Annotated in this window: 12 protein-coding genes and 1 pseudogene; 9 read left to right on the forward strand and 4 right to left on the reverse strand. The window is 73.7% G+C overall.

Annotation, left to right across the window (positions count from 1 at the left end; all coding sequences use genetic code 11):
* The first annotated feature begins 23 nt into the window (after positions 1-23).
* From OJ254_RS22835 to OJ254_RS22865, 7 genes are all read left to right on the forward strand, one after another.
* Positions 24-848, forward strand: a complete 825-nt coding sequence (locus OJ254_RS22835; RefSeq protein ID WP_265363827.1) for a HipA family kinase — start codon at positions 24-26, stop codon at positions 846-848.
* Entirely contained in the window at positions 845-1,240 is a 396-nt protein-coding gene (locus OJ254_RS22840) for a DUF3037 domain-containing protein (protein ID WP_423835937.1), read from the forward strand. Before OJ254_RS22835 ends, OJ254_RS22840 begins: the two co-directional genes overlap by 4 nt.
* Before the next feature lie 313 nt (positions 1,241-1,553).
* The gene (fabG, locus tag OJ254_RS22845) at positions 1,554-2,315 is read left to right on the forward strand and encodes a 3-oxoacyl-ACP reductase FabG (RefSeq protein WP_265363829.1); all 762 of its coding nucleotides are present in this window, start codon (positions 1,554-1,556) and stop codon (positions 2,313-2,315) included.
* Between the two features lie 28 nt (positions 2,316-2,343).
* Positions 2,344-3,114: an SDR family oxidoreductase gene (locus tag OJ254_RS22850; protein WP_265363830.1), complete on the forward strand. Its 771-nt coding sequence runs from the start codon at positions 2,344-2,346 to the stop codon at positions 3,112-3,114.
* 153 nt (positions 3,115-3,267) lie between these two features.
* Positions 3,268-4,278 carry an aldo/keto reductase gene (locus tag OJ254_RS22855; protein ID WP_341483664.1) on the forward strand — a complete coding sequence of 337 codons (1,011 nt, stop codon included), beginning with the start codon at positions 3,268-3,270 and terminating at the stop codon, positions 4,276-4,278.
* Between the two features lie 654 nt (positions 4,279-4,932).
* Positions 4,933-5,601: a uracil-DNA glycosylase gene (locus tag OJ254_RS22860; protein WP_265365270.1), complete on the forward strand. Its 669-nt coding sequence runs from the start codon at positions 4,933-4,935 to the stop codon at positions 5,599-5,601.
* A gap of 252 nt (positions 5,602-5,853) precedes the next feature.
* Positions 5,854-6,408, forward strand: a complete 555-nt coding sequence (locus OJ254_RS22865) for a hypothetical protein (RefSeq protein ID WP_265365271.1) — start codon at positions 5,854-5,856, stop codon at positions 6,406-6,408.
* Here the strand turns inward: OJ254_RS22865 and OJ254_RS22870 are convergent.
* Positions 6,405-7,208, reverse strand: a complete 804-nt coding sequence (locus OJ254_RS22870) for a TetR/AcrR family transcriptional regulator (RefSeq protein ID WP_265363831.1) — start codon at positions 7,206-7,208, stop codon at positions 6,405-6,407. The genes OJ254_RS22865 and OJ254_RS22870 overlap by 4 nt on opposite strands.
* A gap of 164 nt (positions 7,209-7,372) precedes the next feature.
* Between OJ254_RS22870 and OJ254_RS22875 the strand changes: the two genes are divergently transcribed.
* Complete coding sequence (locus tag OJ254_RS22875; RefSeq protein ID WP_265363832.1) at positions 7,373-8,770, forward strand: FAD-dependent monooxygenase; 1,398 nt, start codon at positions 7,373-7,375, stop codon at positions 8,768-8,770.
* A complete protein-coding gene (locus tag OJ254_RS22880; protein ID WP_261952889.1) occupies positions 8,767-9,675 on the forward strand; it encodes a Gfo/Idh/MocA family protein in 909 nt (302 codons plus the stop codon). The genes OJ254_RS22875 and OJ254_RS22880 overlap by 4 nt, the downstream gene beginning before the upstream one ends.
* Here OJ254_RS22880 and lnt read toward each other — a convergent pair.
* From lnt to OJ254_RS22895, 3 genes and pseudogenes are all read right to left on the reverse strand, one after another.
* Positions 9,644-11,235 (reverse strand): annotated as a pseudogene (gene lnt, locus OJ254_RS22885) (apolipoprotein N-acyltransferase). The gene OJ254_RS22880 and the pseudogene lnt overlap by 32 nt on opposite strands.
* A 170-nt stretch (positions 11,236-11,405) precedes the next feature.
* Positions 11,406-11,888 (reverse strand): nuclear transport factor 2 family protein, encoded by a 483-nt coding sequence (locus tag OJ254_RS22890; protein ID WP_265363833.1) that lies wholly within the window; start codon positions 11,886-11,888, stop codon positions 11,406-11,408.
* Between the two features lie 63 nt (positions 11,889-11,951).
* Positions 11,952-13,937 carry an ABC transporter ATP-binding protein gene (locus OJ254_RS22895; RefSeq protein WP_265363834.1) on the reverse strand — a complete coding sequence of 662 codons (1,986 nt, stop codon included), beginning with the start codon at positions 13,935-13,937 and terminating at the stop codon, positions 11,952-11,954.
* Positions 13,938-14,077 lie beyond the last annotated feature (140 nt).

Below are 14,077 nucleotides of genomic sequence, written 5' to 3' on the forward strand. Positions count from 1 at the left end.
GAACGCTGCCGTAGCCTGTGGGGATGTTGACCGAAGTCATGGCGACCCGCTATGTCACGCCGTTGCGTGAGGGCGGATCGCTCCCGGGAATCGTCGAGGGCGACGATCTCGGAACTTATATCATGAAGTTCACCGGTGCCGGGCAAGGCCGCAAAACCCTCGTCGCCGAGGTGATCTGCGGGCAGTTGGGCCGCCGGCTCGGGCTGCGGGTGCCGGATCTGGTCCGGATGCAGCTCGACCCCGTCATCGGTCTCAGCGAGCCCGACCAGGAGGTCCAGGAGCTGCTGAAGGCCAGCGGCGGGCTCAATCTCGGCATGGATTACCTCCCCGGATCGCTGGGATTCGATCCGCTCGCGTTCGAGGTGAGCGCCCGGGAGGCGGGCCGGGTGGTCTGGTTCGACGCGCTGATCAACAATGTCGACCGGTCCTGGCGCAATCCCAATCTGCTGGTCTGGCACGGCGAACTCTGGCTGATCGACCACGGCGCCGCGATGATCTGGCACCACAACTGGCCGACCGCCGAAAAGGCCGCGAGCCGGCCGTACAACGCCTCCGACCACGTACTCGCCACGTTCGGTCCGGACCTCGCGGCGGCGGCCGAGGAATTCGCGCCGCGGATCACCGAGGAACTGCTGACCGAGATCACCGCGGACGTGCCGGACGAATGGCTCGTCGACGAGCCCGGATTCGACTCGCCGGACGTGCTGCGCCAGGCGTACGTGAAGACGCTGCTGGCGCGCGCCCGTACGATCAGCGATCAGATCACCGTCGGGGAGCCCACCAAGGACAAGCCCTCGCAGGCGCCGGCATGGCTGGCCGGGAAGTTGCCTCGGAGGGCAGTGAAGTGAGCGGTCTGCACAACGGACGCGATGTTTTCGAGTACGCCCTGCTGAAGGTCGTGCCCCGGGTGGAGCGCGGCGAGATGATCAATGCCGGGGTGGTGGTGTACTGCCGCGCCAGGCGCTTCGTCGAGGCCCGCACCCATCTGGACGAGGCCCGGCTGCTGGCGCTGGATCCGACGGTCGACGTCGAGGGGGTGCGCGCCGCGCTCGGCGCCGTGGAAGGGATCTGCGCGGGCGGCGAACGGGCCGGACAGGCCGCGGCGGACGACGCGGGGCGCCGGTTCCGCTGGCTGATCGCCCCGCGCAGCACCATCGTCCAGCCCGGCCCGGTGCACACCGGGCTGACCACCGACCCTGCCATCGAGGCGGAGCGGCTGCTGGACCTGCTGGTCCGCTGAGCCGGCTTCCGCATGACCCGGCCAGCCGCCTGAATCCTGTAGATCGCTGGACTTCGCGCCGATACCCGGATGTATCCGTAAGGGGCGCCCGGCCCGTCTCCCGGGCCGGGCGCCCCTTTGTTCCGTCCGTCCGGATTCCTCGCCTCCGCCGGGGCGGTGCAGGTGAGCTCGGCAACGGCGCGGTGGTGGGGCGTTGACAGCGGGTGGCCGGGCTTCTAGCGTCAGCCCTGCTCAGGCTACTAAGCGGTTGCTCACCCACGGGATATCGGTGCGGCGGACCGCTTGTCGAGGTTTCGAGGTGAGGAGAACCCGCATGTCCACCACCGAGCAGCGCGTCGCCATCGTGACGGGCGCGGCCCGCGGTATCGGCGCGGCCACCGCCGTACGCCTGGCCGCCGAGGGCCGCGCCGTCGCCGTCATCGACCTCGACGAGGCGGCCTGTAAGGACACCGTCGAGAAGATCACCGCGGCCGGCGGCAAGGCCGTCGCGATCGGCTGTGACGTCTCGGACTCCGAGCAGGTCGAGGCGGCGGTGACCCGGGTCGCCTCCGAGCTCGGCGCGCCGACCATCCTCGTCAACAACGCCGGTGTGCTGCGCGACAACCTGCTGTTCAAGATGAGCGACACCGACTGGGACACGGTCATGAACGTGCACCTGCGGGGCGCGTTCCTGATGTCCCGCGCCTGCCAGAAGCACATGGTGGACGCCAAGTTCGGCCGGATCGTGAACCTCTCCTCCAGTTCGGCGCTGGGCAACCGCGGCCAGGTCAACTACTCGGCCGCCAAGGCCGGTCTGCAGGGCTTCACCAAGACCCTCGCCATCGAGCTCGGCAAGTTCGGCGTGACCGCCAACGCCGTCGCCCCCGGCTTCATCGTCACCGACATGACCGCCGCCACCGCCGAGCGCGTGGGCATGGGCTTCGAGGACTTCCAGGCCGCGGCCGCCACCCAGATCCCGGTCCAGCGCGTCGGCCGGCCCGAGGACATCGCCAACGCGATCGCCTTCTTCACCGGCGAAGCGGCGGGGTTTGTTTCCGGCCAGGTCCTGTACGTCGCCGGCGGCCCGCTCAACTGACCGCCCACCGACCACAGGAGTACAGGACATGACCGAGCAGGCAAGCGGGCTCCCGGAGCCCTCCGGCAAGGTGGCGCTGGTGACCGGCGCCAGCCGCGGGATCGGCTACGGCATCGCGGAGGCGCTGGTCGCCCGCGGTGACCGGGTCGTCATCACCGGGCGCAACGAGGAGGCCCTCAAGGAGGCCGTCGAGAAGCTGGGCGCGGAGCGGGTGCTCGGCGTCGCGGGCAAGGCGCACGACGAGGCCCACCAGGCCGTCGCCGTGGAGCGCGCGATGGAGGCCTTCGGCCGGGTCGACTACCTGGTCAACAACGCCGGAACGAACCCGGTGTTCGGGCCCATCGCCGACCTCGACCTCGGTGTCGCCCGCAAGGTGTTCGAGACCAACGTCGTCTCGGCGCTCGGCCTCGCGCAGCGCACCTGGCACGCGTGGCAGAAGGAGAACGGCGGCGCCATCGTCAACATCGCGTCGATCGCCGGGCTCAGCGCCTCGCCGTTCATCGGCGCGTACGGCATCAGCAAGGCCGCGATGATCAACCTGACGCAGCAACTGGCGCATGAGTTCGCGCCGTTGGTGCGGGTCAACTCCATCGCACCCGCCGTGATCAAGACCAAGTTCGCGGCCGCGCTCTACGAGGACCGCGAGGAGGAGGCGGCGGCCGCCTACCCGATGGCGCGACTCGGCGTCCCGGAGGACATCGGCGGGGCGGCGGCCTTCCTGCTGTCCGACGCGGCGGGCTGGATCACCGGCCAGACGCTGGTCGTGGACGGCGGGTTGTTCCTCAACGCGGGGGCGTGAGCGCCGGCCCGGAGCGGTAGGCCCCGGCCGATCCCGCGTCGCCGAGCCCGTCGGCCGGCTTGCGTTGGTGTGCGCTCCAAGAGGCAGAGTCCGTGGTGCCGGTCCCCGAGGGGCCGGCACCACTCGCGTGAGCGGACCGTCGGGAGACATGCCATGCACCACCGCACGCTCGGGGGCGGCCACGGGCCCCGGATCAGCGCCGTCTGCCTGGGCACGCGGCGGTTCGGTACCACCGTCGACGAGGCGACCGCGTTCGCGATCCTCGACCGGTTCGCGGAGGCCGGCGGTACGTTCGTCGACACCGCGAACCCCTGCGGCTGCCGGGTGCCGGGCGCCACCGGCGACGAGAGCGAGCTGCTGCTCGGCCGCTGGCTGCGCAGCCGCCGTGCCGCCGGCCGTACGGTCGTGGCCACTACGGCCGGCGCCCGGCCCGCCCCGGCTCGCGGAGGGCGGTGGCCCGCCCATACGGAGGGTCTGGGCGCCGTAGCCGTACGGGCGGCGATCGAGGGCAGCCTGCGCCGGCTGGGCACCGACCGGGTGGACCTGTATTACGCCCCCTCCTTCGCCCACCATTACGTCCACACCGAGGACCGCGGCGTTCCCCCGGAGGAAACCGTGACGGCGCTGGCCGGTCTGGTGCGGGACGGCACGGTGGCGGTCCTCGGGGCCGCCAACCACCGGACGTGGCGGCTCGCCGAGGCCCGGCTGCTCGCCGCCGGGCGGGGACTGCCCGGCTTCCGGGCAGTCCAGCAGCGGTACACGTATCTGCGGCCGCGCCGGGGGCTGCCGCCGGAGCACCAGGTGGAGACCGACGAGGAACTGCTCGACTACGTGGCGGCGCACCCCGGCCTGACGCTGCTCGCCCGCGGGACGCTGATGGGCGGCGCCTACGCCCGCCCGGACCGCCCGCCGCCGGAGCGTTACGACCACCCCGGGTCGGTGGCGCGGCTGCGCGTACTGGCGGAGGTCGCGGCGGAGTGCGGCGCCACGGTGAACCAGGTGGTCCTGGCCTGGCTCATGGGCGGCCCGCAACCGGTCGTGCCCGTACTGGGCGTGACCGGTTGCGGGCCCAGCTGGACGAGTGCCTGGCGGCCCTGGACCTCCCGCTGGACCCGGTGCAGAGGGCTCGGCTGGATACGGCGTGAAGGGTGGGGCGGGGCGTAGGACGGGCAGCAGCCGGAACCGGCCCGGGGGAAGCTTGGGGGAGCCTGGGCCGGGGATGGGGGGAGGTGGGGATGGGGGCGAGGTGGGGATGGGGTGCGGCTTTGGTGGGCGGCGTGGAGGTGGCCCCATCCCCCCACCCCCGAACCCACCCCCCGCCCCCTCCCCCGAAGGGGGAGAGGGGGAGGGGGCGGGGGAAGCCGCGGCGGGGCGGGAAAGGCCGCCGGGGCTCGAAGGCGGAGGTCGGGGCTCGAAGGCGGCGGCTGGGGTTCGGCGCGGGAGACCGGGGCTCGAAGGCGGCGGCTGGGGTTCGGCACGGGAGGTCGGGGGCCGCAGGTGGAGGCCGGGGCTTGGCGGGGGGAGGCCGGGGCTCGGCAAGGGAGGCCCGTGCCCCGTACCGTTGGTCCGCCCGCCCCACGCTGCGGCGGCCTGCCGCACCAGCTTGGTCCGCCTCCCCACGCTGCGGCGGCCTGCCGCACCAGCCTGGTTCGCCTCGCCACGCCGCAGCGGCTGCCGCACCAGCCTGGTCCGCCCGCCCCCGCCCCCGCTCCGCCCCCGGGAAGGAATTGGCCCGTGGGCGGTGTTGTCAGTGGTCGCCGGTAGGTTCTGTGAGTGAGAACGCAACACACACCGGAGGTTGTTGACGTGGTGACCGACATGCTGCCCGAGTCCTGGCGTGGGGTACTCGGCGAGGAGTTGGCGAAGCCCTATTTCCAGGAGCTCACCGACTTCGTCGAGCAGGAGCGGGCCCAGGGCCCGGTCTATCCGCCCCGCGAGCAGGTTTTCGCGGCGCTGGAGGCGACGCCCTACGACCAGGTGAAGGTGCTCATTCTCGGCCAGGACCCGTATCACGGCGCGGGTCAGGGCCACGGCCTGTGCTTCTCCGTGCAGCCCGGGGTCAAGACGCCGCCGTCGCTGCGGAACATCTACAAGGAGATGAAGGAGGAGCTGGGCCACCCCATTCCGGACAACGGCTATCTGATGCCGTGGGCCCAGCAGGGCGTCCTGCTGCTGAACGCCGTCCTGACGGTCCGCGAGGCGGAGGCCAATTCGCACAAGGGCAAGGGATGGGAGAAGGTCACCGACGCGGTGATCCGCGCGGTGGCGGCCCGGCCCGATCCGGCGGTCTTCGTGCTGTGGGGGAATTACGCCAAGAAGAAGCTGCCGCTGATCGACGAGGACCGGCATGTCGTGGTGCAGGGCGCGCACCCGTCCCCGCTGTCGGCGAAGAAGTTCTTCGGCTCCCGCCCGTTCACCCAGATCAACGCCGCGATCGCCGCGCACGGCCACGCCCCGATCGACTGGCGGATCCCGGACCTGGGCTGAGCGGCCGGCCGGGCCGTAGCCGGCCCTGGTGCGGCTGCCGCCCGGCCGGGGCCGTAGCCCGTCCTCGTACGGCTTCCGCCTGGCGGGGACGGTGCCCGCCCTCGCCGGGCTGCCACCCGGCCGGCCGTAGGCGTAGCCCGTGCTCGTCCGGCTGCCACCCGGTGCGTCGCGCACACCGAGCGAAGCTCTCCGGTGGCGGTTAGCGTCGAGGAAACGTCAGCGGTGGTGAGCGGATACGGGGAGTGCGCGGTGGTGGAGGAGCGGCGGGAGGCGGTCTCCGAGGACGGGGTACTGACCCGGATCGGCCAGGCGATCATGCTGCATCGGGCCGGCGACCGCGAAGAGGCACGTAACCGCCTCTCCGCGCTGTGGCACGAGATCGGGCCGCAGGGCGACGCCTTTCACCGCTGCGCCCTCGCGCACTACATGGCCGATACCCAGGACGACCCGCAGGACGAACTGGACTGGGACCTGCGGGCCCTGGAAGCGGCCGAGGGATTCGTCACCGAGCGGCGTCCGAGCACCGTGCCCGCCGCAGGTGAGTCCGGTGTGGCCGCCGCGCCGGAGGGGAGCCCCGGGCCCCGGCACCACCCCCTCGTCGCGCTGCGGGCGTTCTTCCCCTCGTTGCATCTCAACATCGCGGCCGACTACGCGGCGCTCGACCGGCCGGCCGACGCCCGGGCCCAGCTGCTGCGGGCCCGGGCGTCGGTCAATGCGCTCGCCGACGGCGAATACCGCCAGGGGCTACGGGACGCGATCCATCGTCTGGAGCTCCAGCTCGGCGGGGCCGCCGGCCGTACCCCCTAGCGCCCTGCGTCCTGGCCGCGCAGCATGCCGGTCAGGAGTTCCGCGCAGGAGGTGCGCAGCTCGGCGCGGGTGGGGGTGGTGGTGTGGAACTGCCCGGCGGTGCAGGAGAACAGCACGCCGTCGCACCAGGCCACCATCGTGAGCGCATGCCGTTCGGGCGCGGCGGAGCCGGCCGCCGCCAGCATCGCGATCATCGGCTCGCGGAAGGCCCGCCCCGCCCGGTCGTAGATCTCCCGTAGTGCGGGCCTGCGGGTGGCCTCCAGCGCGAGTTCGTAGCGGGCGAGGAGCAGCTGCCGGTGCCGTGAGAGGTACCGGTGCAGCGCGAGGGCGAGGACGTCCGCGACCGCCTCCGGACCGGTGTCCACCCCCGGACCGGTGTCCACCCCCGGACCCGCGACCGCCCCCGGACCGGTGTCCGCCTCCGGACCGGTGTCCGCCTCCGGGCCGGTGTCCGCCTCCGGAGGCCCCGAGGCGGCGGCCGACGTCTCGTCGCCGGTGGTGGGTGCGGGGGCGGCCGGCATGTGCGCCGGCGTGAGTACCGCGGCCTCCCGTTCGGCCAGCCGCCGTACCGCCGCCTCCAGCAGGGCCTCCCGGGTCCGCGCGAGGTTCGAGGTGGATCCCAACGGCAGACCGGCCGCCTCGTCGACGGCCCGATGGGTGAGCCCCCGCATCCCGCGTTCGGCGAGCAGGCGAATTGCCGCATCCGCGATCAGCTGGGCGCGGCCAGAGGCGGGGGTGGGCGAGGGGGTGCTGGTGGCGGTCGTAGCCGAGGGGCGGGGGCGGGCGTCACGGGCGGTCATGGAAGGGAGCCTAGCGGGGTTACTACGGGTGTAGTGATTGCGGTGACCGCGTCTGACTACAGGTGTAGTCTCCGGTCGAGCGGTAACTACGGCTGTAGTTGGCCCAAGTGGCAACTACGGCTGTAGTTGGCGCTGTCAGGACCTCGGACGGACTCGGAGACGACATGGAGCAGCCGCGCACCGCGCTGGTGATCGGTGGAGGGATCGGTGGGCTCACCGCCGCGGTGGCCCTGGACCGCCGGGGTGGTCGGTCACCGTCGTCGAGCGGGCCGCCGCGCTGGAGCCGGTCGGGGCGGGCATCGCGCTGGCGCCGAACGCCCAGCGCGCGCTGGACACGATCGAGGTGGGAGACGCGGTGCGCGCGAGGGCCGACTGGCAGGGGCGGGGAGCTCCGGCTGCCCGGCGGCCGTCGGCTGGCCCGTACGGACAACACCGCGGCCGTCCGGCGCTTCGGTGGGCCGGTGGTGATCGCCCACCGCGCCGAACTGGTCGCCCTGCTGGCTGCCCGGCTCCCCGAAGGGGCGGTCCGGACGCACGCCACGGCCACCCTCGTCGACCCGGGCGACCCCCGCCCGGGCGGCCGCCCGGCGCGGGTCCGCATCGCCGTGCCCAACACGGCCGACGCCGACGACGGGGGCAACGCCACGGCCGACCACCACACCAACGACAGGGACAACACCAGGGCCGACCCCAACGGCAACGACGAGGACACCACCCCCGCCACCCACCCCGACACCACCCCCGCCACCCACCCCCACCCCGCCCCCGACCTCGAACTCTCCGCCGACCTGGTCGTCGCCGCCGACGGCATCCACTCCGCCGTCCGCCGCGCCGTCTTCCCCGGCCACCCCGCGCCCCGTTACGCCGGATTCACCGCCTGGCGGTTCGTCGTCCCGGCGCCCGACGGGGTGCGCGGGGTGGCGCACGAGACCTGGGGGCCCGGCGGTGTGTGGGGCACCGTGCCGCTGGCCGGTGGGCGGATCTACGCGTACGCCACCGCGGCCGTGCCCGCCGGGGGCCGGGCCGTGGACGACGAGCGGGCCGAACTCCTGCGGCGTTTCGGGGCCTGGCACCACCCCGTGCCGGCGCTGCTCGACGCCGTCGGCCCGGCCGAGGTGCTGCGCAACGACGTGTACACCGCGGCGACTCCGCCGCCCGCCTTCCACCACGGCCGGGTCGCCCTGCTCGGTGACGCCGTCCATCCGATGACGCCCAACCTGGGGCAGGGCGGCTGCCAGGCCGTCGAGGACGCCGTCGTGCTGGCGCACGAGGCCGCGCCGGACGCCGATCTGGGCGCCGCGCTCGCCGCGTACACCCGGCAGCGGCTGCCGCGCACCATGGAGGTGGTGCGCCGCGCCGAGCGGATCGGCCGGCTCAGCACCTGGCGGTCCCGGCCCGCGTGTGCCCTGCGCGCCGGGCTGATGGCGGCCACCGCCCGTCTGGCGCCCGATCTCGCGCTGCGCGCCCTCGACGGGATCGCCGACTGGCGGCCGCCGGCCGGCACGTATGCTGCCGGGGCGCGGGGCACCAGGACCGCGGCACGACGCGAGGAGCAAGAGTGAAGATCGGCTGCATCGGACTCGGCGACATAGCGCAGAAGGCGTACCTGCCCGTGCTGGGCAGCCTGCCGGGGACCGAACTCCATCTGCACACCCGGACCGCGGCCACCCTCCAACGGGTCGGCGCCGCCCACCGGCTGACCGGCGACCAGCTCCACGCGGACCTGGACTCGCTGCTCGCCGTCGGCCTGGACGCGGCGTTCGTGCACGCGGCGACCGCCGCCCACCCGGAGCTGGTCACCCGGCTCATCGAGGCCGGTGTGCCGACCTACGTCGACAAGCCGCTCTCCTACGAACTCGCCGAGTCCCGGCGGATCGTGGCGCTGGCCGAGGACCGGGGCGTGGGCCTGACCGTCGGCTTCAACCGCCGGTTCGCGCCGGCCTACGCGCAGTGCCGCGAGCACGCCCGCGACCTGATCCTGATGCACAAGAACCGGGTCGGGCTGCCCGAGGACCCGCGCACGCTGGTGCTGGACGACTTCATCCACGTCGTCGACACCCTGCGATTCCTGCTGCCGGGCGAGCCGGACCACATCGACGTCCGGGCCAGGATCCGGGACGGGCTGATGCACCACGTGGTGCTCCAGCTGTCCGGTGACGGGTTCACCGCCATCGGCACCATGAACCGCCTCAGCGGTTCCGCGGAGGAGGTCCTCGACGTCTCGGGCCAGGACACCCGGCGGCAGGTCGTGAACCTCGCCGAGGTCATCGACCACAAGGGGCAGCCGACGATCCGGCGGCGCGGCGACTGGGTGCCGGTCGCCCGCCAGCGCGGTATCGAGCAGATCGTCCTGGCGTTCCTGGACGACGTACGGGCCGGGCGGCAGCCGTCCGCCCGGGACGCGCTGCGCACCCACGAGCTGTGCGAGCGCGTCATCACCGACGCGATCGAGCAGCACGCCCGCTGAGCCGAGCGGAGGGAGCGGTCCGGCCGTCGGGGCGACCGGACCGGGCCACCCGGCCTCTGATCCTCCGCCCGCCGCCGTACGCACCCGCGACCACCAGCGCGGCCACCGCCCCGTACACCACCCAGTCGCCGAACCGGGTGTACGGGCTGGTGCCGGTGGCCAGCGGCAGGTCGTAGACGGCCGCCGCGCTGCGGTCGGTGCCGAGCGTGGTGCCGATCCGCTCGCCCCGGGGGCCGTACACCGCGCTGACGCCGGTGAGGGTGGCGTGCACCATCGGCCGCCAGGTCTCAGCGGCCCGCAGGGCGCCCAGGGAGGCGTGCTGCAGCGGAGCCCAGCTGTGCTGGAACGTGGACGTCGAGGACTGGGCGACGATCACCTGCGCACCGCCGCGCGCCAGCGCGCGGCTCAGGTCGGGGAAGGCGGTCTCGAAGCACACCAGCGGCCCGATCCGCAGGCCGCCGGCCGTGGCGACGGGCATCACCACCTGGCGGGTGCCGCGTATCCGGTCGGTGCGGGCCGCCTTGCCCACCTTCGTCGCCCAGCCCAGTACGGACCGGAACGGTATGTACTCGCCGAACGGGACCAGCCGTCTCTTGGCGTAGCGGTCGCCGGTCGGGCCGTGCGGGCCGATCAGTACCGCGCTCTTGTAGATGCCCGGCCGGCCGGCGCGCCGGGAGTCGGCGTTGACCAGCAGGTCGGCGCCGGTCTCCCGGGACAGTGCGGCGAGCCGGGCGGCGAGCGCCGGGCGGTCCGCCGGGTCCTGGTACAGGCTGCTCTCGCCCAGACGACCAGGTGCACCCCGCGGCCGGCCAGTGACCGGGTGAGGGCCGCGCTGCGGGCCAGCCGCTGGGTCGGGGTGCCGTCCGGGCCGGGCTGGACGACCGCGATCCGCACCGTGCCGGCCGGGCGGGGGACCGGCGCCACGAGCCATCCGGCGCCGCCCGCCAGCGCGCACACCAGCAGACCGGCGACCGCGGGCCGCCAGGCGGAGCCGCGGGCGATCAGCTCGGCCAGGGCGGTGTTCACCACCACGATCAGGAAGCTCAGCAGCCAGACCCCGCCGATCGACGCCAGCCGCAGTGCGGGCGCGACCTGCCACTGGCTGGCGCCCAGCAGGCCCCAGGGGCCGCCCAAGTACTCCCAGGAGCGGACGAGTTCCACCATCAGCCAGCCCGAGGGCACCAGCACCAGTGCGGCCGACCTCCGCCCGGCGCCGGGCGTGCCGCCCAGCAGGGCCCGTACCAGCAGCCCCCAGGGCGCCCAGAGCGCACCGAGCAGCAGGGCGAGGACGAGGATGAAGACGTGCAGGCTCGGCAGCAGCCAGTGGTGCACCGCCAGTATGAAACCGGCCCCGCCCAGCCAGCCGTCCAGCGCCGCCCGCCGGGGCGTCGGCGCGGTCCGCACCAGCAGCAGCCACGGCACCAGCGCCACGTACGCCAGCCACCACCACGACGGGGCGGGGAAGGTGAGCGCCGGCAGCGCCCCGGCGAGCGCGGCGGTCGCTCCGCGGCCCCAGGCGGAGCCGAGCCACCGCGTCCGGGGGCCGAGCGGTCTGTCCATACGGTCTCCACGGTCTGCCGGGTGCCGGTTCGTCCGTCCGGCCGGGCGCGCGGGACCGGCCGGACGCCCAGTGTGCGCGGGCGGTGCGATCAAGGAAAGGGGGCCTCGCCCGGGGGAGCCGGACCCTCGCCGGGACGGCCGAGGCGCACCCGGCCGCGGACCGCCCGGGGTCAGCCGCTCGGCTGCCGCACCTCCCGCCATTTCTCCCGTACGACGACCGCGGTCAGCCGCCAGCCGTCCGGGGTGCGGCGGGCGGTGAAGTCGTAGCGGCCGGCGCAGGTGTAGTTGGGGGCGGTGGGCCCGCCGTCGGCGTCGGTCGCCGGGCCGGCCAGCCGCATCGGATTGAGGTAGTCGGCCCGGATGCCGGCCGTGTCGCCCGGTGCGCCGTCCTGCGAGGCCAGTGTGATCCGGCGGTTGACGATCAGGTGCTGGCGGATCACGAAGTGCCGGAGCGTCTCGGCCAGCCAGGCGGCGACGTCCTCGGCGCTGCCCTCGATGCCGCCCGCCGAGCGGTAGTCGACCCGCGCGTCCGGGGCGAAGAGGGCCAGGTAGCCCGGCCAGTCGCCGTCGTCCACGGCGAGCGCGTAGCCGGTGACCAGATCGTCCAGGGCGAGCCGGTCCATGACGATGGAGTGTTCCGCGCGCTGCGTCATCTCCTCAGTTTTCGCCACGCGGAAGGCCCCCGCCAAGAGGTGGGGGCCTTCCGCATGCCGTGTTCAGTTCACCAGCGCCGGGTCCACCAGGAGGTCGTCGCCGGGGCCGGCCGGTGCGGCACCGGTGTCCGGGCCCGCCGCGGACTCGGAGTCCGGGCCCGCGGGGGAGGCGCCGGATGACGTGGCCGCCGCCTCCGCGAACTGGGTGCGGTACAGCTCCGCGTACCGCCCGTCGGCCGCCAGCAGCGTCTCGTGGGTGCCGCGTTCCACGATCCGTCCGCCCTCGACGACCAGGATCAGGTCGGCGGCGCGCACGGTCGACAGCCGGTGGGCGATGACCAGCGCGGTACGTCCCTCCAGGGCCTCGCCGAGCGCCTCCTGGACCGCCGCCTCGGAGGTGTTGTCCAGGTGGGCGGTGGCCTCGTCGAGGATCACCACCCGGGGGTGGGCGAGCAGCAGCCGGGCGATGGTCAGCCGCTGCCGTTCGCCGCCGGAGAGCCGGTAGCCGCGCTCGCCGACGACGGTGTCCAGGCGGTCGGGGAGGCCGGCGATCAGCTCCTCCAGGCGGGCCCGGCGCAGCGCGTCCCACAGCTCGTCCTCGGTCGCCTCCGGCTTGGCGAGCAGCAGGTTCTCGCGGATCGAGTCGTGGAAGAGGTGGCCGTCCTGGGTGACCATGCCGAGCGCCCCGCGCAGCGAGGCGGCGGTCAGGTCGCGGACGTCCACGCCGGAGAGCCGGACCGCGCCGGAGTCCGCGTCGTACAGCCGCGGCAGCAGCTGGGCGACGGTCGACTTGCCGGCGCCCGAGGAGCCGACCAGGGCGACCATCTGGCCGGGTTCGGCGCGGAAGGAGATGCCGTGCAGCACCTCCTCGCCGCCGCGGGTGTCGAGGGTGGCGACCTCCTCCAGGGAGGCCAGCGAGACCTTGTCGGCGGACGGGTAGCCGAAGCGTACCGAGTCGAACTCCACCGACACCGGGCCGTCGGGGACCTCGCGGGCGTCCGGCTTCTCGGCGATCAGCGGTCGGAGGTCGAGCACCTCGAAGACCCGCTCGAAGCTGACCAGGGCGCTCATCACCTCGATGTGGGCGCCGGACAGCGCGGTCAGCGGGGCGTAGAGGCGGGTGAGCAGCAGCGCGAGCGAGACGATCGCGCCGGCCTCCAGCTGCCCGCGCAGGGCCAGGAAGCCGCCCAGGCCGTAGACCACGGCCAGCGCCAGGGCGGAGACCAGGGTCAGCGCGGTGACGAAGTACGTCTGGACCATGGCCGAGCGGACGCCGATGTCCCGGACCCGGCGGGCGCGGACGGCGAACTCGGCGGACTCGCGGGCCGGGCGGCCCATCAGCTTGACGAGGGTGGCGCCCGGTGCGGAGAACCGCTCGGTCATCTGCGTGCCCATCGCCGCGTTGTGGTCGGCGCCCTCCCGGCGCAGTGCCGCCAGCCGGCGGCCGACCCGGCGGGCGGGCAGCACGAACACCGGCAGCAGCACCAGGGCGATCAGGGTGATCTGCCAGGAGAGGGTGAGCATCACGCCAAGCGTGAGCAGCAGCGTGACGATGTTGCTGACCACCCCTGAGAGGGTGTCGCTGAACGCCCGCTGGGCGCCGATCACGTCGTTGTTGAGCCGGCTGACCAGGGCGCCGGTGCGGGTGCGGGTGAAGAAGGCGATCGGCATCCGCTGGACGTGGTCGTAGACGGTGGTCCGCAGGTCCAGGATGAGTCCCTCGCCGATGCTCGCCGACAGCCAGCGGGTCAGCAGTCCCAGGCCCGCCTCGGCGACCGCGATCAGGGCGATCAGACCGGACAGTCCGACCACGAGGGCGGACGAGTCACCGCCGACGATCGCGTCCACCACCCGGCCGGCGAGCAGCGGGGTGGCCACCGCGAGCATCGCGGTCACCGTGCTCAGCAGCAGGAACCAGATCAGATGCCGGCGGTGCGGCCGGGCGAACGCCGCGATGCGGCGCAGTGTGCCGCGGGAGAAGCGGTGCCGGCCCTGCTGCGCGGTCATCGTGCTGTGCAGCGAGTGCCAGGCGGTGACTTCCATGTCCATGGTGGCCTCCTGTGTGCCGGGTCGTCACGGGATCGCCGTACGTGACCGGCGACATGAAAGGAACCTAGGACCTCAACCAATATTGAGGTCAAGCGATTCCCGCAGGACCATCCTCCGGGCCCGGCGGGGGACCCGGTGCG

Source organism: Streptomyces endophytica (assembly GCF_026153355.1).
GTDB lineage: Bacteria > Actinomycetota > Actinomycetes > Streptomycetales > Streptomycetaceae > Streptomyces > Streptomyces endophytica.